Origin of the sequence: Salipiger pallidus (assembly GCF_014643635.1) — a bacterium.
In the GTDB taxonomy this organism is placed as follows: Bacteria; Pseudomonadota; Alphaproteobacteria; order Rhodobacterales; family Rhodobacteraceae; genus Salipiger; species Salipiger pallidus.
Map to the genome: position 1 here is coordinate 49,263 of NZ_BMJV01000002.1, position 17,868 is coordinate 67,130.

Below are 17,868 nucleotides of genomic sequence, written 5' to 3' on the forward strand. Positions count from 1 at the left end.
CTTTGCGCCGCCACGTCCCGTCTGACCCCGAAGGCATTCAGCTCTCTCCGTCCGACAGGGACACATAGGCATGACATTCCGCCTGGACGCGGCCGACACGCAAAAGCTTGACCGCGCCTTCTATTTCGCCGCGTGGCGCTGACATTTCTATGCCGGGCTCTACGTCAAACCTTCATCATGATGGCTGTGACTGGCCTCCTCATGCTCTGGATCGCGTGTTTCCAAGGCATCGGCGAGGAGAAGCGTAGTGTCATCCCCGGCGAGGCGCCGCTGCCGATCAGCGCCCTGCAATCCGCCGTGCCGGGCAGCACCGCCAGTCAGTATGTCGCGCCCCTTGGCCCCGACCATGCCGCCGGTGTCACGCTTGGTCCCTATACCGCCGCTGTGCTGCACAGCTTCCCGTGGCGCGCGGGCTGGTATGATCTGGCCAACGACATCCACGGCACGCTGCTCATAGGCACCACCGGAGACCTGCTGATCGAGGCCGCCGCCAGCCTCGGGCTGCTGCTGGTCATCACCGGGATTTACCTGCACTGGCCCCGCAGTGTTTCGGGCCTGCGCGAGATGCTGGTGCCGGCGCTGCACAAGCGCGGGAGGGCGCTGTGGAAATCTCTGCATGGGATGACGGCGTTCTGGTTCTCGATCCTGCTGGTGCTGTTCCTGATCTCGGGCCTCAGCTGGGCCGGGATCCGGACCGGCAAGATGGTGCAGGCGTGGAACACCTTTCCCGCCGAGAAATGGGGTGAGCCGCTGTCGGACAAGACCCACGCCTGCATGAACCATGATGGTGTCAACGAGGTGCTTTGGACGCTGGAGCAGACGCCGATGCCGCTGTCGGGCTCGCTGGCCAGAACGCGGGCCATCGACAGGCCAGTGACCATCGACAGCGTGGCCGCCTTCGCGGACGGGCTCGGCTTTGAACGGCGGTTCAACCTGAACCTGCCGGACGGTGCAATGGGGGTCTGGACGATCAGCCACGACAGCATGTCGAACGACGGGCCGGACCCGGCGGCGGATCGCACCATCCACATCGATCGCTATTCCGGCAACGTGCTCGCCGATGTGCGCTATGCCGACTATTCCACCTATGCCAAGGCGATGGCCTGGGGCATCGCGTTGCACGAGGGCGATCTCGGTTTCTGGAACTTTGCGCTGAACACCGCCTTCATCGTCGCGATGATCTTCGTCAGCGTCTCGGGGCTGGTGCTGTGGTGGAAGCGGCGGCCGGCCAGGGCAGGGCGGCTGGCCGCGCCGCCGGTGCCTGCGGACATGCCGATGTGGAAAGGCGCGGTGCTGGTGGCGCTGGTGCTGGCGATGGCCTTCCCTATGGCGGGGGCGGCGCTGCTGTCGGTGATAGCCGTGGACCTGCTGGTGCTGTCCAACGCTCCGCGCCTCAAGCACGCGCTTTCGTGAGGGCGCTTGCATGCAGATCGCACCGCAACTCGACGCCGAGGGCCATCCTCCGGCGTCACGTGCCGCGCGCCTGGCGCTGTTCCGGGGGGCTGACCACACCCGAGATGCGGCGTATCCGCCGCGTCTTCGGTGAAGACCTCTACGAAGAGGCCGAGGCGGTCCCCCGTGATCCCAAGCATGCACCCTTCGTGGGCCTGCTGCTGGATGGATGGGCGTTCGCTGCGGTTCCCAGCATGAGGGTTAACGTCAGTGCAGGCATGCGCATGGGGTGTAGTCGCACCAAGCGGACATTTCACGTCAACGCTAGGCTTTACACTTCGGTGCTATTGGCCGCAGCGCCGTAGCAACAGGGGGCCGTAGCGAGTGAGGGTGGCCTTGAGGCGCAAGCTCCGCGCGATCCGCAGGAAGGCGCATCTTCCAGCAAGGGCGGATAGATCCTACGGTCCGGGCGTTTGCCGCGGTGGAGCGCCCGGACCGCCAGAAACAGCTTTCCCATGTCGATGCGCCACGGCGCGGCTGCGTGATCTGCGGCGCTACGAACTTGGCGCTTGTCACTGTTGGCGCAGTCAACTTAAAGCGCAGTGCCCTGCTTGGAAAGGACACCGCATGAACGAACCTGCCCTTCATCCCCAGCGGGGGATCGCATTGCGTCTGTTGTCGGGCCTGCTGTTCGCGGGCATGGCGATCACGGTCAAGCTGGTCAGTGGGGCTGTGCCGCTCGGAGAGATCGTCTTCTTCCGGTCGGTCTTTGCGATGATCCCCCTCGTGATCTTCCTGCGGCTGCGCGGCGAGCTTCCGGCAGGCCTGCGCACGTCCCGCCCGTGGGGACATATGCTGCGCTCGGGGTTCGGAGCGGCGGCGATGTTTACGTCCTTCGCGGCGGTGGCGCGGCTGCCGGTGGCCGAGGCGACGCTGATCGGCTACCTGTCGCCGGTTCTGACCGCGATCTTCGGCGTCCTGCTTCTGGGAGAGCGGGCCACGGTGTTCCGCGCGGGCGGTATCGCGCTTGGGCTTGCCGGGGTCGCGGCGCTGGTCGGCCCGCAGCTTGGCGGAGGCGCGCTGGACCTGCAGCACCTCGTCGGGTTGGGGCTTGGGGTGGCCACGGCGGTCCTGACTTCGCTTGCCCTTGCGATGACGCGCAGCCTTGCCAAAAGCGGCGAAAGCCCCGGTGCCATCGCTTTCTACTTCGCGCTCTGTTCCGCGCTGGCGGGGCTGGCAACTGCAGTGGGCGGCTGGACGATGCCGGGCGGGCAAGCGCTGGCGTTGCTGGTGCTGGCGGGCCTCTTCGGCGGCTTTGCCCATATCGCCCTGACGCTGGCCTTCCGCTACGCCGAGGCGTCGCGCCTCGCGCCCTTCGAATACGTTGCGCTGATCTGGGCGGTTCTGGCGGATATGCTGATCTTCGGTCTGCCACTGGCGCCGGCGTTTCTCGTCGCCCTGCCGCTTCTTCTGGGCGGCGCGGCGCTTGCGGCGCTGGAACGATCGCCAGCCCGGCAGGTCCGGGCATGACGGTAGGGGACAGAAGCTGGGTATTCCGTTGAAGGTTTCGGGGCATCGGGTGGACGCGGGAGGCACGAGGCGCTGAAGGACCCCGCGCGGGCAGTCGCAAGCATGTGACGCCACTGGTGCGGCTCGGGGCTGTCGACACGCGGCTAACCTCGACCGCTGCGGGGTGCCTCGGGGACGAAGACTCCCCGAGGCGTACGCTCAGTGCATGCATTCCCTGCGGGCGTCCCGCTCGGAATCCTCCACGGGGTCCAGAACGAGCAAAAGCCGGGTTTCGCCGGTCCCGGCAATCGGCGGCGAACGGTGCAGCAGGCCGGACAGCGGGCTTTCCGGCCACCGTGTGCCGCGTAGGACGATGGGTGAGCCCGTGGGCACAGTCAGAACCTCGGCGGCTGGCGTGGGCAACTCCTTTTTTGACGCGGCAAACAGCGCGGGCGTCGATGCACGGCTGCACGGCCCGCGGAAAGCCTTCTGCGCCTATTGGGCAGAGCAGGGCAAGTCGGCGTCTCAGATCGCGGCCATGGCGTTGCACATGACCCTCGCAGAGGTGGCCCGCTACACCGGTGGCGCTGACAACCGGCGCATGGTCGAACTCATTGTTGAGGGAGCCGGAATTGGGACACGCACGCCAAAACTTGGGACAGGTTTCCGTAAGGCCCAAAATTCAAACGGAAGATTCGGCAGAATGCAGCACATGGCGACCCGTGAAGGACTCGAACCCTCAACCTGCCGATTAGAAGTCGGCTGCTCTATCCAGTTGAGCTAACGGGCCGCATGCCGCGATCTTCTAGCCGCTTGCCTTGGCCTGCGCAATCGGCTCTGTGCGCCGGCTGTGTCTTGCGTCTGCGACGCTCCGGCTTTAGGGAAAACGCCAGAACAGACCCGAGGGCAGCACCATGGATGACCTGCGCGACAAGTACATCGACCTGATCGCTTCCGCCGCCGACGAGGCAGCGCTTGAGGACCTGCGCGTGCAGGCCGTCGGCAAGAAGGGCGAAATCAGCCTGCAGATGCGCAGCCTGGGCAAGATGAGCCCCGAGGAACGGCAGATCATGGGGCCCAAGCTCAACGCCATGAAGGACGAGATCAACGAGGCGCTGAGCCTGAAGAAGGCTGCCCTTGCCGATGCCGCCCTGAACGAACGTCTGAACTCCGAATGGATCGACGTGACCCTGCCGGGCCGCGACCGCCGCCAGGGCAGCATCCACCCGGTGAGCCAGGTGTGGGAAGAATGCACCGCGATCTTCGCCGACATGGGCTTTGCCGTGGCCGAAGGGCCGCAGGTGGAAACCGACTGGTACAACTTCGACGCCCTGAACATTCCCGGCCATCACCCCGCGCGGGCCGAGATGGACACGTTCTACATGCACCGCGCCGAAAGTGACGACCGTGCGCCCAATGTGCTGCGCACCCACACCTCGCCAGTGCAGATCCGGTCGATGGAAGCGGGCGGAGCGCCCACGCGGATCATCTGCCCGGGCCGCGTCTATCGTGCGGATTACGACCAGACCCACACGCCGATGTTCCACCAGGTCGAGGGGCTTGCCATCGACAAGGATATCTCGATGGCCAACCTCAAGTGGGTGCTCGAGGAGTTCTTCTCGGCCTATTTCGGCACCACGGTAAAGACCCGCTTCCGCGCTTCGCATTTCCCCTTCACCGAACCTTCGGCCGAAGTGGACATCCAGTGCCAGTGGAAGGACGGCTCGGTGGTCGTCGGTGAAGGCGACGACTGGCTCGAGGTTCTGGGCTCCGGCATGGTTCACCCCAAGGTGCTGCAGGCTGGCGGGATCGACCCGAACGAATGGCAGGGCTTTGCCTTCGGCATGGGGATCGACCGCATCGCGATGCTGAAGTACGGCATTCCTGACCTGCGGGCGTTCTTTGATTCCGACCTGCGCTGGCTGCGCCACTATGGCTTCGCCTCGCTGGATGTGCCGACGATCCGAGGCGGCCTCAGCCGCTGATCTGGTCCTCGCGGGGCCGCGGCCCGGGATTTTGGTAAACCAGAGGCCCCAAAGATGAAACTCTTTCGCCATGAGAACCGCCAGCGCAGCCACCGCTCGCGCCGCGTCTATGCCCTGTTCGAGATCGCCCACACCGCCGTCGATTTCGCGGCGGCGGTGTGTTTCACCATTGGCTCCGTCCTGTTCTTCTGGAAGCAGTACGAGACCCAGGCGATCTGGCTCTTCACCATCGGCTCGGTGTTTTTCATGGCCAAGCCGTCGCTCCGGCTGGCCCGGGAGATCAAGCTCTATCGTCTTGGCAAACTCGAGCGGCTGGCCGACCGCGCGCAGGACGACTGAGCGCCGGACACGGCCTCGTCCAGAGAACCTCGCGCCCGCGGAGCATGATCCCGGAGGGCTTCAGACCTGTCACCTGGAATTCTGCTCTGTAGGGCCGGTCGCCGCCATCACCATGCCAGACGGGTTTCGGCTCCATGCGCGCTGCAATGCAACCCGCCGCCAAATTCCTTGCAAGGAATTTGTTCAGCCTTGAGTGGTGCGCTCGGGGCCCGGCGCGCCGGGGCGCGCTATCAGGCCAGCAGGTCCTGCAGTACCGGGATAAGTGCCTCGGCCGTGGCTTCATGTGCTGCCGGGCCAAGGATCTCGGCGGCGGCGCTTTCCTCGAACTCGTTGTAAACCAGTCCGGGGCCGCCTCGCTGGAGACACGCATCAGCGCGAGGCATCTCGACGTATCCGGCGGCCCGCGGGCGCAGGGCATCGATCATGGTCCGGTCGATGAACAAGGGGTCCTGTGCCAGCGAGCGCACCGGCTTGTCCGGTGGCGCGTGATCGGCAAACCACAACAGCACGACACTACCCCGCAGCATGGTCAGAAGATGCTTCATCCGCGCCAGCCAGGCCAGACGTAACTCAGCGACCACCTCTTCAAAGCGCTGACCGGAGATCTCCTGAAGACGGCCAAGCATATGCCGGTTGAAATGGAATTCGGTGAAATCGATTTCGGGGTATAGCTCCATCAACCGCTCGGACGCCCGCAGGAAGCGGTCGTTGCGCCGTGGATGTACGCTGTAAAAGCGGTTGGACATGTTCTGCGCTCCGAGGATCTGCAGAACCGTCACATCGGCGCGGTCCGCCACATTCAGAACCCCAGGATCGTGCAGGTACAGATCCAGCCCCGCGTTCACCACGCCAAAGTTGACACAGGAATACTGCAGCTCATCTTCGACCAGCATCGGAAACGGCGTCTCCACGAAACGTCCGTAAGTTTCAGTGCCGCCGAGAAACCCGATATACGGAGCATCAAGCGGCCTGCGCGGCCCGCGAAACAGGACTCTCGACCTGCCATAGCGGCAGGGGAAGTAGTCCAGTGCGGGATGCGCGTTGACCTCGTAAGTCATCACACCCACCTTTTAGTCTCACCCAAGGCCAATTTCCGGCAAAGAGATTACGATTCTCCTAAACGGAAAATCCTCGCCGATTTCGTTTCGCTGCCTTGCAGCGCCCCGCCGCCCAAGCCTATGGTTGCCGCGACTAAGCGAGGGGAAAACCGTCATGGACATCAGCACTATCGGCATCGTTGGCGCAGGCCAGATGGGCAACGGCATCGCCCACGTGATGGCGCTGGCGGGCTACAGCGTGACCCTTTCGGACGTGGATCAGGATGCGCTCGACAAGGCCGTGGCGCTGATTGAGAAGAACCTCGACCGGCAGGTCAGCCGTGAGAAGATCAGCGCCGAGGAACGCGACAGTGCGCTCTCGCGCATCACTGCGACGCTCGATATCGCAAAGGCCGGAGCCACCGATCTGGTGATCGAGGCCGCCACCGAACAGGAAGCGGTCAAGCACAAGATCTTCGAAAGCCTCGCGCCGCATCTGCTGCCGCACACGATCCTCACGTCGAACACCTCGTCGATCTCGATCACGCGCCTTGCCTCGCGCACGGATCGCCCCGAGAAATTTCTCGGTTTCCACTTCATGAACCCGGTACCGGTCATGCAGCTGGTCGAGCTGATCCGGGGCATCGCCACCGACAAGGAAACCTACGAAGCCTGCATGGCCGTGGTCGACCGCCTCGGCAAGACCGCCGCCTCTGCCGAGGATTTCCCCGCCTTCATCGTCAACCGCATCCTCGTGCCAATGATCAATGAAGCGGTCTACACGCTCTACGAGGGTGTGGGCAACGTGCGCTCCATCGACTTGGCCATGAAGCTTGGCGCCAATCACCCGATGGGCCCGCTGGAACTGGCCGACTTCATCGGCCTCGACACCTGCCTTGCCATCATGAACGTGCTGCATGACGGCCTCGCGGACACGAAATACCGTCCCTGTCCGCTGCTGACCAAGTATGTCGAGGCCGGCTGGCTGGGCCGCAAGACCAAGCGCGGCTTCTACGACTACCGCGGGGACGAACCCGTCCCGACCCGCTGAGCACGGCTCCCGGCTTCCTTTGACCCGAAATATCCCGAGGGAATTGGCCGCAGGCCAAGGGGGCAGAGCCCCCCCTTCCGGCTACCTGCCCAAGGCCAGTGTCCTGTCGCGCAGCCATGCCATGAATTCGCGCTGCTTGCCCGACCAGGCCTGCACCTCGTCAGGGCCGATGGCCTCCCCGACCACGGGTTTTTGCGGCTTGCCGCAGGCGTGCATCACCTCGTGGATCAGCAGCCCCTGCCGCAGAGTTGGGGACAGACGGTTGGCGATCTGGTAGGCGCGGCTGTTCTGGCCGGGGAAGTGGATCGGCACCACCGACGCACCCGAGCGCTGGATCATCTTGGCGGTGAACGGGTTCCACACCTGTTCGATCGCGGGGCCGAACAGGGTTTGCGACGCCGCCACCGCGCCCGATGGGAACAGCGCGATCACGCCCCCCTTCCTGAGGTGGTCCATGGCGCTGGCCCGCATCTCGAGGCTCAGGGTCCGCGCATCCTCTTCGTGAGGGAACGGCACCGGGATCATGAAGTCTTCAATCTCCTTCACGCCGGTCAGCAGCGACCGGGTGAGGATCTTGTAATCGGTGCGCACCCGCCCGATCAGCTCGGCAAGGATCATCCCGTCCACCAGCCCGTGCGGATGGTTGGCGACCACGACCACCGGGCCGGTCTTCGGAATGTTGCGGATCTGCTCCTCGGGGGTGTCGAGCCGGATGCCCATGTGCCCCAGCGCATGGGGCCAGAAACCCTGGCCGTCGGGCACGCCATCTCGCTCGACCCGGCGCACGAGGCGGATCAAAGGGATCTTGCCCGTGGCCCATTCGAGGGCGCGGATGGTGTTGGCCTTGAACGGATTGGTGAAGGTGTTGGCGTAGCTCAGGTTGCGCTTGTCATAGGGCGCTTCGAGGCGCCGTGGCGCCGCCTTGCCCTTATCGGCAGCCGCATCGAAGCCGTCCAACATCTGATCGCCCCGTTTCCCGTCATCTTGCGCGGGGCGTCGCCCTGCGCTCAGTTGTCTTCCCCGAAGCGGTTGGCGACCAATGCTTCCACCGCATCGGCCAGCGCCAGCGCGTCCGGCCCCGAGGTTTCGACCTCAATAGAGCTTCCCTTGGAAGCTGCCAACATCAAAAGCCCCATGATGCTGTCGCCCCCGGCGCTCATGCCGTCCCGGGACACCTCGGCGCGGGCATCGAAGCCCTCTACCACCTCCACGAGCTTGGCGGAGGCGCGGGCATGCAGGCCCTTCTCGTTCACGATGTCGAGCACGCGACGCACGGTTTCGCTCATTGGTCAGTCTTTCCTTCAGGCGGCCCCGGGGGAGGCCTTCGGTTGGCTTATCCCGGATCAGGCCTGACGTTGACGCTGTCAATATATTTCCGCCCGGCCTCGAGCGCCCCCTTTACCGCATCCGGCACTGCAAGCTGCCGGCTTTTCGCCAGCTTGATCAGCATGGGCAGGTTCATGCCGTAGAGGATGCGGCGGTTCTCGGGTTGGCAGGCCAGCAGCGACAGGTTGGACGGCGATCCGCCGAAGAGGTCGGTCACGACGACGACGCCATCGCCCTTGTCCACGTCATCGGCAGCGGTGCAGATTTCGGCCTGCTTGCTGCCACGGTCGTGATTGTCCTCGATCGACACGGCCACGACGCCGGGCTGAATGCCCACGACATGTTCGACCGCCGCAAGATACTCCCGCGCCAGTCCACCATGAGCCACGATCACGATCCCGATCACGCCGTCTTACCTCCAGTGCCTTTGCCGTCACGGGCGTGGGCGGAAAGCCCCCGCCGTTCAAGCTCTCGGTGCCTAGATGATACCTGCCACCCCTGCTCTGCAAGGGCTGCCGAGACTGTTTCCGTCACGGCAACAGACCGATGCTGCCCCCCGGTACAGCCAAAGCCGAAGGACAAATGGGCCTTGCCCTCGTCCTTGCAGGCGGGCAGCACGAAAAGCGCCAGCTCGGTCAGCTTGGCGATGAAGGGGGCAAAGCGGGTGTCTTTGCCGATATACTCGGTCACCGGCGCATCAAGGCCGGTGAGGCCTCGCAGCGCCGGCTCCCAGTGCGGATTGTCGAGAAAGCGGCAGTCGAACACCCAGTCGAGCCCCTGCGGAATCCCCCGCTTGTAGGAAAACGAATGCAGCGAGATCGCCATGCGCTGGCCGGTGGCATCGGCAAACCATGTCTCGAGCTGGGCGCGCAGATCGTGCGGTGACAGCTCGCTGGTGTCGATGAGCAGGTCCGCGCTGCTGCGGGCATCGCCGAGCAGTTCAAGCTCGCGCGCGATGCCTTGCGTGTAGCTTTCGTCCGGGGCCATGGGATGGCGGCGGCGGGTCTCGCTGTAGCGGCGGGCAAGCACGTCCGGGCTGCAATCCACGTAGAGCAGTTGCACCTCGAGCTGCGGCTGCGCGCCAAGGCCGCGATGCAGGTCGAGCAGCCCGCTGACCGAGAAATCCCGGTTGCGGATGTCGATGCCAAGCGCCACGGGTCGGTCAAGTGCGCCGCCTTCGATCAGGCGGGGGATGAGGCTGAGGGGGATGTTGTCGATCGCTTCGAAGCCGATGTCCTCGAGCGCGTTGATCGCGGTGGAGCGGCCCGCACCGGAGGGCCCCGTCACGAGGACCACGCGCTGGCTGCCTGTCCGCTGATCGTTCATGTGGCTCGGGTCTCCGCGTCCGCCCTTGAGGTACTGGATCAGGGCTGCGGGAAAACTCGTATGAGAGGGCCGTTGAAGCAAGGGGATTCTGTGGCCCTGCAACATGATTTCGCGGCAGTGCGGCATCCGCTCCGTCTCGGGGTGGTCGAGATCGACGATCGTATGCAGGGCAACGGTTTCGATGGGGTCTGCCCGTAGCAGGCCGAGGCCCCGGGCCTCGATCAGGCCGCGCAGCGGGGAGGGGCAGGATAGCCAAAGCGCGCCGTCGCGCTCGGTAACGATGACGCGGTCGTCCGCCACGAGGCGGGCTCCCATCGCCATGAGGTCGAGTGCGAGGGACGACTTGCCGCTCCCCGACGCGCCCTGGATCAGCAGCCCCCGCCCGTGCAGAGCCACCGCGGTGGCGTGCAGGGCAGGGGAGGGGGCATCCGGCATGGGATCAGACGGGCAGGCCGACGACGAAGCGGGCGCCGAGCGGCTCGGAGGTGACATCGGCTTCGGTGGGGCGGATGTTCTCGGCCCAGATCACGCCGCCATGGGCTTCGACGATCTGCTTGGAGATGGCGAGGCCCAGCCCGGAGTTGTTGCCGAAATCTGATTGCGGGCGCGAGGTGTAGAAGCGCTTGAAGATCTTCATCAGGGCCTCTTCGGGGATGCCGGGGCCGGTATCCTCGACCACCACCAGCACGCGGTTGTCCCGGCGGCGCGCCCAGACACGGATCGCATCGCCGTCCTCGCAGAACGAGATGGCGTTGGTGATGAGGTTGACGAAGACCTGTGCCAGCCGCGGCTCCAGCCCGTTGATGCGGATCGGCTTGCCGGGCAGGTCCGTGATGAATTCCACCCCCTTGCGCCCTGCATCCTCGCCGAGGAACTGGGTGATGTTGCCGATCATCTCGAGCAGGTCGAACTCCTGTTCCTCTTCCTTGACCAACTCGGAATCGAGCCGAGAGGCGTTGGAGATGTCGCTCACCAGGCGATCAAGGCGGCGCACGTCGTGCTCGATCACATCGAGCAGCTTGCCCCGGTGCTCTTCCTTCTTGACGATGCGCAGGCTGCCGATGGCCGACCGCAGGCTGGCCAGAGGGTTCTTGATCTCGTGCGCCACGTCGGCGGCGAACTGTTCGTTGCTTTCGATGCGGTCGTAGAGCGCCGAGACCATGCCCCGCAGCGCACCCGACAGGCGCCCGATCTCGTCGGGGCGGGCGGTCAGGTCGGGAATGCGGATTCGGCGCGAGGCGTTGTTGCGGTGCCGGTTGTTGCGGTCACGGCCAATCTCGGCGGCATCGGCAAGGTCCGAGATCGGGTTGGCGATGGTCGACGCCAGAACAAGGCTGAGGCCGATGGACACCAGCGTGGCGATCACGAACATCTGCAGCACCCGCTCGCGTTCGGCGCTGACGGCGGCGTCGATCTCGTCGGCGGTGGACAGCATGGCCACGGTGCCGACCACGGCATCACCCTGCCGGATCGGCGAGAAGCCGGTGAACAGCGTCTCGCCGGTGGGGGACTTGCTGGCCTCGACCCGGGTGATGGTGGGATCACCGCCTTCGATGTCGCGGCGCAGCTTGTCCTCGAGGTCGAGAACCGGCGCGTCCTCGAAATAGGCGAAGAGGCTGGACACCCCGCGCCAGATCGTGTCGAGGAAATCCGAGATCACCGTGGGATTGTCATCTTCGGTAAGCTCGACCGGAGAGTGCTGCGGCATGGTCCCCGAGGTTTCCCCCACGAGGAAATTGCCGACATCGAAGACCAGCACATCAACGCCTTGGCGCAGGTCGAGCCCGGCAAGGGTGCCCTGCACGTCGATGCCGTCGGCGGTGCCGATGCGGGCCGTCGCGCCGTTGGGCAAACCGGTTTCGATGGCGTCCGCGACCAGTTCCACCTCGGACAGGATCGCGTTGGCCCGCTGAAGCATAAGCGTGTCGCGGGACGAGTTGAGCCACAGGATCCCCGCCACCAGTACGTTGAGCGCGATCAGGTTGAAGGTGATGATCTTGCGGGTCAGAGGCGAGCGATTGAGCGAAAAAAGGCCGCGCTGCGCACGGCTGTCACGCAGTTCCTTGTCGACCATACTGTCGGGGGCGACCCAATCATCGCCCAGAACGACATCGGCATCGCGCCGATCACCGTCCGACGGCTCGTCTCGCATGGGGATCCTTTCGGCGAGAGCCATGGGTTACTCTTCGTTGTACCGATACCCGATTCCGTAGAGCGTCTCGATCGCCGAGAAATCCGCGTCCACGGTGCGCATCTTCTTGCGAAGGCGCTTGATGTGGCTGTCGATGGTACGGTCGTCCACGTAGACCTGATCGTCGTAGGCCACGTCCATCAGCTGGTCGCGCGATTTGACGAAGCCGGGACGCTGGGCGAGCGCCTGAAGCAGCAAGAATTCGGTCACTGTCAGCGACACGTCCGCGCCCTTCCAGGTCACGGCATGGCGCAGCGGGTCCATGGTCAGGGACCCGCGGGTCATCAGCTTGGTTTCTTCGGTGTCACCCACGACGTCACCGGCTACCGCTTCCTGGCGGCGCAGCAGGGCGCGGATGCGCTCCACCAGAAGGCGCTGCGAGAACGGCTTCTTGACGTAATCGTCGGCGCCCATGCGCAGGCCGAGGACCTCGTCGATCTCGTCGTCCTTGGAGGTCAGGAAAATGACCGGCATCTTGGATTTCTGGCGCACGCGCTGCAGCAGGTCCATGCCGTCCATGCGCGGCATCTTGATGTCGAAGACGGCCATGTCGGGCATCTTCTTGTTGAACGCGTCAAGCGCGGCCTGGCCATCATTGTAGGTCTCGACCTCGAAGCCTTCGGCCTCCAGGGTCATCGAAACGGACGTCAGGATATTCCTGTCATCGTCCACAAGGGCGATCTTCGACATGCTTGTTACCTTTACTGCTCGTTATTGACCGACTTTTTGCCCCAGTATGCTGGACTACAGCCGCACCAACAACTCTTAATAGCGAATCACGCCTTAGTCCTGCCTCATTCCAGACGAAATTCGGAAAGGAATGGCTAAAATGTCTCAGCACACCACCATGACGGATCAGGCTTGTGCAATGTTACCCAAATGCTAACGCTAAACGAAATTTGGTTGCGCTAACGTTGATTTGTGTCCTGTTCCAGCCCTGATTTACCGTGCTAAGCCCGCTGATGCCGGTGGCGACAACACCGGCGGACGGCAGCCTTGCCGCCCCGAAGGAACTGCCGCACCACGCGCGGCTACCAGGAGCTTGGAAGATGACATTTGGACGGGTGAACCCGGCATACCGGCTGGAAGATCAGGGGATCGCAGAGCTGGGCAATGTCTATTACAACCTGACGGAGCCCGCGCTGATCGAGGCCGCCCTCAAACGCGGCGAAGGCACGCTTGGCAAGGGGGGCGCCTTCTACGTCACCACGGGCAAGTTCACCGGGCGGTCGCCGCAGGACAAGCACGTCGTGCGCACCCCATCGGTCGAAGACAACATCTGGTGGGAAAACAACCGCCCGATGACCCCCGAGGGCTTCGACGCGCTGCATGCCGACATGCTCGAGCACATGAAGGGCGGCGACTACTACGTGCAGGATCTCATCGGCGGGGCTGATCCGGCCTACTCGATCAAGGTCCGCATGGTGACTGAACTGGCCTGGCACGGCCTCTTCATCCGCCACATGCTGCGCCGTCCCGACCGGGACCAGCTGGATGATTTTATCGCCGATTTCACGGTCATCAACTGCCCCAGCTTCCAGGCGGATCCCGCCAAGCACGGCTGCCGCAGCGAAACCGTGATCGCGATGAACTTCGACAAGAAGACCATCCTTATCGGCGGCACCGAATACGCGGGCGAGAACAAGAAGTCGGTCTTTACCTTGCTCAACTACATGCTGCCGCTCAAGGGCATCATGGCGATGCACTGCTCGGCCAACCACGCGCCGAACAACCCGGTCGACACCGCGGTGTTCTTCGGCCTCTCCGGCACCGGCAAGACCACGCTGTCCGCGGACCCCGAGCGCGTGCTGATCGGCGACGACGAACACGGCTGGTCGGATCGCGGCACCTTCAACTTCGAAGGCGGCTGCTATGCCAAGACCATCAACCTCTCGCCCGAGGCCGAACCCGAAATCTACGCCACCACGTCGAAGTTCGGCACGGTGATCGAGAACATGATCTTCGACCCCGAGACCTTCGATCTCGATTTCGACGATGACAGCCTGACCGCCAACATGCGCTGCGCCTACCCGCTCGAGTACATCTCGAACGCCTCGAGCACGGCGCTTGGCGGGCACCCGAAGAACATCATCATGCTGACCTGCGATGCCTTCGGCGTTCTGCCGCCCATCGCGCGGCTGACCCCGGCGCAGGCGATGTACCACTTCCTGTCGGGCTTCACCTCGAAGGTGGCCGGCACCGAGCGGGGCATCACCGAACCGCAGCCGACCTTCTCGACCTGCTTCGGCGCGCCCTTCATGCCGCTGCGTCCCGAGAAATACGGCAACCTGCTGCGCGACAAGATCGCCAAGCACGGTGCCACCTGCTGGTTGGTGAACACCGGCTGGACCGGCGGCGCCTACGGTACTGGCAACCGCATGCCCATCAAGGCCACCCGTGCGCTGTTGCACGCTGCGCTCAACGGGTCTCTGTCGAAGGTCGACTTCCGCAAGGACCCCAACTTCGGCTTCGATGTCCCGGTGAACGTCGAGGGCGTGCCGACCCTGCTTCTGGACCCGCGCAAGACCTGGGACGACAAGGCCGCGTTCGACGTGCAGGCCGAGAAGCTGGTCAAGATGTTCTCGGACAACTTCGAACAGTACCTGCCCTACATCGACGAGGACGTGCGCGCCGCCGCCATCGGCTGAACCCGCCCGCGATGATGTTTAAAGAGACGCCCGCCCCATCCGGCGGGCGTCTTGCTGCCGGAAACACCGGGTTTCGGGGCAGGGGGCTTTCGCAGGACAGGGCCATGCCGTAAGCCGCAAGGGTCCCCCGAGGAGCTCCGTTCCATGCCCCGTACCCGCCTTGTCCTGTCTGTCCTCCTTGGCCTGTCGCTTGCGATGGGGCCGGCCCATGGCGCGATGGCAGAGGATTTCGTGCGCGATCCTGCGGTGCTTATCGATCACGGGGTGATCTGCCAGATCTCGTCCGAAGGCTCGCGCCCGGCGCCGGACACCATGGTGGGTCAGATCAACCTGATCGAACAGACCCGCGACCTGGACGTCACCACGCAGCTGGTGCCCGCGACGGCCGGGATCAGCTTTGGCATCAAGTTCATGCTGGCGCCCGGCGCGGGGACGCGCGAGGCCACGGTGATCGTCACCCACCCGCCCATGGGTGAGGCGGGCATTACGCGCGAGACATGGCTGTCGACGGTGGACGAGTTCAGCCCGAGCCTGAACCTCTTCACCTTCGAATTCCCCTACGAGATGGTGCCCGGCCCCTGGGTCATGGCGCTTGAACTGGATGGTGAGCGCGTGCTCGAGCAGTCCTTCGAAGTGGTGTCTGAACTGGCGGCCCCCGCGGTTCTGTCGGTCTGTTACGGGCAGGATTTCGTGTCCTGACGCCCCACAGGATTCACGCGGTTCCATCCACATATCCACAGCAGACGTCGTGGGCAGAATCACCCTCTGTCCACAACTTATTGCGTTGTCCACAAATATTTCGCTTTACAGAGAGTCACTGCCACAGGCACGATATGTGGTGAGCAGAGTGAGAATAATCCCACATGCTTGAGCAGTCATCTAGCGCTTGGGGCGCTGCCAAACCCAAGGTGCTACAATCATAAGAGGTGGCGCATGGCACTGTCCGAAGACTATCTGAGCGACGACATTCACCCCATCGACATTGTCGAGACGCTGGCCGAACGCCACGAGTGGGATTTCGACCGCATTGCCGAGGACCAGATCGCCATGGCGGTCGAGGGCCAGTGGCGTACCTATTCCATCACCCTCGCCTGGTCGCCCTACGACGAGACGCTGCGCCTGATCTGCACCTTCGAGATGGAGCCGCCCGAGCACTCCATGCCCGATCTCTACGAGGGGCTCAACTCGATCAATGACCAGTGTTGGGCGGGCAGCTTTTCCTACTGGGCCGAGCCCAAGCTCATGGTCTACCGCTATGGGCTGGTGCTGAGCGGCGGACAGATCGCCTCGCCCGAGCAGATCGACACCATGATCGGGGCCGCGGTCACCGCATCCGAACGCTACTACCCGGCGTTCCAGCTGATCGCCTGGGCGGGCAAGACCCCGAACGAGGCGCTTCAGATCGCAATCGCCGAAGCCTACGGCCGCGCCTGACGACGATCTGAAGACAAGTCGCGGCTGACACCATCCGAGCCTTGCTCTTGGCGCCGAACGGGCCAATTCTGGGGGGGACAGGATTGAAGGCTCCGGGAGGTCCAGAAATGAAAGCGATCGTACCGGCCATGGCGCTTGCCATGGCCGCTGCCGTTCCGGCACAGGCGCAAGAGGGGGCAGAGCGCTCCGAAGGCCAGTGCAGTGCGCTGCGCAACACGGTGATGGACGCGGCCTATGTCACCTCGGCCCGGGTCATGCCCGCTGCGGACACGCTGCCTTCCTATTGCGAAGTGCGCGTCTCGGCGCGGCCGGCGATCTCGATCGAGGTGCGGCTGCCGATGGCGGGCTGGAACGGCAAGTACTACCAGGCCGGCTGCGGCGGCTTCTGCGGCATCCTCGGGCGGGCCGATGCGGGCGGTGGCTGGGTCAATGCCATGCGTCCCGGGCTCGAGCGCGGCTATGCCACGGCGACCTCCGACAGCGGCCACCATGCGCTTGGCGTGACTGACGGCACCTGGGCCATGAGCAACCCCGCCGCCGAGCGCGACTGGGGCTGGCGCTCCATCGGGGAAACCCACCGCGTGGCGCAGGCGCTGATCGGCGAGTTCTATGACGGCGCGTCGGACCAGTCGATCTTCCAGGGCTGCTCCACCGGCGGGCGTATGGCAGTGAAGGCGGCGCACCGTTATCCTGACCTCTTCGACGGCATCATCGCGGGCGCGCCGGCGCTGGATTACACCGGGCTTGTGGGCACGGCCATGTCCTGGATGGTGCAGGCCAACACCGATGACGAGGGCAAACAGATCATCGGCCACAAACAAGCCGACATCATCGGGGCCGAGGTCATAGCGCAGTGCGATGATGTCGACGGCTCGACTGACGGTGTTATCGCTGACCCGCGCGCCTGCGAGATTGACTATTCCGTCCTGGAATGCGGCAGCGACAACCAGAACGCCTGCCTGACCGATGCGCAGTTCGAAACGCTGGCGAAGTGGCGGCAGGGGCCGCAGAACAAGGCCGGAGAGCAGCTGTATCCCGGCGGCATTCCCGAGGGCTCGGAGCCGTTCTGGTGGCTTTGGCTGACCGGCAACGAGCAGGGCGCGGGCCGCGTCGGTCCCGCCTTTGCCGAGAACTTCGGGCGCTACATGGCCTTTGCGAATGATCCCGGCAGCAGCTGGACGCCGCTTGATTTCGATTTTGAAACCGACCCGGCGGCCATGAACGACGCGGCCTGGACCTATAATGCCGACAGCCCGGACCTGTCCGCCTTCCGCAACCGTGGTGGCAAGATGATCGTCTGGCAGGGCTGGGCCGATGCCATCGTGACGCCCTACAAGACTGTCGAATGGTTCGAACACGCAGGCCGCCTTGCGGGTGGGGCCGACAACCTGTCGGAGAACGTGGCACTGTTCATGGTGCCGGGCCTCGACCATTGCGGCATTCTGCCGGGAGCGAATGGGATCGGGGCCGATGCGCTCGATCCCATGACCCCGCTCGAGGCGTGGTTGAACGAGGACGTCCCCCCGACTTCGATCATGGCGCGCTCGCCGATGGGCGCGCCGGTCGAAGCGCCGTCCGAGACCACCGAGGACGCGCCGGTCGCCGATTGATGCGCATTTGGCGGGGGACT

16 protein-coding genes, 1 tRNA gene and 2 pseudogenes are annotated in these 17,868 nt (G+C 64.4%); 9 read left to right on the top strand and 10 right to left on the bottom strand.

What is annotated here, in order from left to right; genetic code table 11:
* The first annotated feature begins 70 nt into the window (after positions 1–70).
* Both IEX41_RS05870 and IEX41_RS05875 read left to right on the top strand, forming a co-directional pair.
* A pseudogene (locus tag IEX41_RS05870) lies at positions 71–1,413 on the top strand (PepSY-associated TM helix domain-containing protein).
* A 606-nt stretch (positions 1,414–2,019) separates the two neighbouring features.
* Positions 2,020–2,922 (top strand): DMT family transporter, encoded by a 903-nt coding sequence (locus IEX41_RS05875; RefSeq protein ID WP_188789316.1) that lies wholly within the window; start codon positions 2,020–2,022, stop codon positions 2,920–2,922.
* 198 nt (positions 2,923–3,120) lie between these two features.
* Here the strand turns inward: IEX41_RS05875 and IEX41_RS05880 are convergent, their stop codons facing one another.
* Both IEX41_RS05880 and IEX41_RS05885 read right to left on the bottom strand, forming a co-directional pair.
* Positions 3,121–3,348, bottom strand: a complete 228-nt coding sequence (locus tag IEX41_RS05880; RefSeq protein ID WP_277874166.1) for a DUF1826 domain-containing protein — start codon at positions 3,346–3,348, stop codon at positions 3,121–3,123.
* A 266-nt stretch (positions 3,349–3,614) separates the two neighbouring features.
* Positions 3,615–3,691 (bottom strand) — tRNA-Arg (locus IEX41_RS05885).
* A 124-nt stretch (positions 3,692–3,815) separates the two neighbouring features.
* Between IEX41_RS05885 and pheS the strand changes: the two genes are divergently transcribed.
* Both pheS and IEX41_RS05895 read left to right on the top strand, forming a co-directional pair.
* Positions 3,816–4,886 carry a phenylalanine--tRNA ligase subunit alpha gene (pheS, locus tag IEX41_RS05890; RefSeq protein WP_188789317.1) on the top strand — a complete coding sequence of 357 codons (1,071 nt, stop codon included), beginning with the start codon at positions 3,816–3,818 and terminating at the stop codon, positions 4,884–4,886.
* Between the two features lie 54 nt (positions 4,887–4,940).
* Positions 4,941–5,225: a YrhK family protein gene (locus IEX41_RS05895; RefSeq protein WP_188789318.1), complete on the top strand. Its 285-nt coding sequence runs from the start codon at positions 4,941–4,943 to the stop codon at positions 5,223–5,225.
* 230 nt (positions 5,226–5,455) lie between these two features.
* Here the strand turns inward: IEX41_RS05895 and IEX41_RS05900 are convergent, their stop codons facing one another.
* Positions 5,456–6,283 (bottom strand): DUF6473 family protein, encoded by an 828-nt coding sequence (locus tag IEX41_RS05900; protein WP_188789319.1) that lies wholly within the window; start codon positions 6,281–6,283, stop codon positions 5,456–5,458.
* A 154-nt stretch (positions 6,284–6,437) separates the two neighbouring features.
* On the opposite strand from IEX41_RS05900, the gene IEX41_RS05905 reads away from it, so the two are divergent.
* The gene (locus IEX41_RS05905) at positions 6,438–7,313 is read left to right on the top strand and encodes a 3-hydroxybutyryl-CoA dehydrogenase (RefSeq protein ID WP_188789320.1); all 876 of its coding nucleotides are present in this window, start codon (positions 6,438–6,440) and stop codon (positions 7,311–7,313) included.
* An 81-nt stretch (positions 7,314–7,394) separates the two neighbouring features.
* On the opposite strand, the gene IEX41_RS05910 is transcribed toward IEX41_RS05905, so the two are convergent.
* The 7 genes and pseudogenes from IEX41_RS05910 to IEX41_RS05935 all read right to left on the bottom strand — a co-directional run bounded on the left by IEX41_RS05910 (position 7,395) and on the right by IEX41_RS05935 (position 12,846).
* On the bottom strand, positions 7,395–8,273 hold the full coding sequence (locus IEX41_RS05910) for a lysophospholipid acyltransferase family protein (RefSeq protein WP_188789321.1): 879 nt from the start codon (positions 8,271–8,273) through the stop codon (positions 7,395–7,397).
* Between the two features lie 47 nt (positions 8,274–8,320).
* Complete coding sequence (locus tag IEX41_RS05915) at positions 8,321–8,599, bottom strand: HPr family phosphocarrier protein (protein WP_188789322.1); 279 nt, start codon at positions 8,597–8,599, stop codon at positions 8,321–8,323.
* Positions 8,600–8,646: 47 nt separating this feature from the next.
* Complete coding sequence (locus IEX41_RS05920) at positions 8,647–9,045, bottom strand: PTS sugar transporter subunit IIA (protein ID WP_188789323.1); 399 nt, start codon at positions 9,043–9,045, stop codon at positions 8,647–8,649.
* Positions 9,042–9,965: an RNase adapter RapZ gene (gene rapZ / locus IEX41_RS05925; RefSeq protein ID WP_229673027.1), complete on the bottom strand. Its 924-nt coding sequence runs from the start codon at positions 9,963–9,965 to the stop codon at positions 9,042–9,044. Before rapZ ends, IEX41_RS05920 begins: the two co-directional genes overlap by 4 nt.
* 204 nt (positions 9,966–10,169) lie before the next feature.
* Positions 10,170–10,457: pseudogene (locus IEX41_RS21440) on the bottom strand (HPr kinase/phosphorylase); the annotation flags it as partial.
* Entirely contained in the window at positions 10,405–12,141 is a 1,737-nt protein-coding gene (locus tag IEX41_RS05930) for a sensor histidine kinase (RefSeq protein WP_188789325.1), read from the bottom strand. The pseudogene IEX41_RS21440 and the gene IEX41_RS05930, both read right to left, overlap by 53 nt.
* A gap of 3 nt (positions 12,142–12,144) precedes the next feature.
* Positions 12,145–12,846: a response regulator transcription factor gene (locus tag IEX41_RS05935; RefSeq protein ID WP_188789326.1), complete on the bottom strand. Its 702-nt coding sequence runs from the start codon at positions 12,844–12,846 to the stop codon at positions 12,145–12,147.
* Between the two features lie 359 nt (positions 12,847–13,205).
* Between IEX41_RS05935 and IEX41_RS05940 the strand changes: the two genes are divergently transcribed.
* The 4 genes from IEX41_RS05940 to IEX41_RS05955 all read left to right on the top strand — a co-directional run bounded on the left by IEX41_RS05940 (position 13,206) and on the right by IEX41_RS05955 (position 17,848).
* On the top strand, positions 13,206–14,804 hold the full coding sequence (locus IEX41_RS05940; protein WP_188789327.1) for a phosphoenolpyruvate carboxykinase: 1,599 nt from the start codon (positions 13,206–13,208) through the stop codon (positions 14,802–14,804).
* Positions 14,805–14,948: 144 nt separating this feature from the next.
* Positions 14,949–15,503: a DUF3859 domain-containing protein gene (locus IEX41_RS05945; protein ID WP_229672964.1), complete on the top strand. Its 555-nt coding sequence runs from the start codon at positions 14,949–14,951 to the stop codon at positions 15,501–15,503.
* 234 nt (positions 15,504–15,737) lie between these two features.
* Positions 15,738–16,238: a type III secretion system chaperone family protein gene (locus IEX41_RS05950; RefSeq protein WP_188789328.1), complete on the top strand. Its 501-nt coding sequence runs from the start codon at positions 15,738–15,740 to the stop codon at positions 16,236–16,238.
* Positions 16,239–16,345: 107 nt separating this feature from the next.
* On the top strand, positions 16,346–17,848 hold the full coding sequence (locus tag IEX41_RS05955) for a tannase/feruloyl esterase family alpha/beta hydrolase (protein WP_188789329.1): 1,503 nt from the start codon (positions 16,346–16,348) through the stop codon (positions 17,846–17,848).
* Positions 17,849–17,868: the final 20 nt, after the last annotated feature.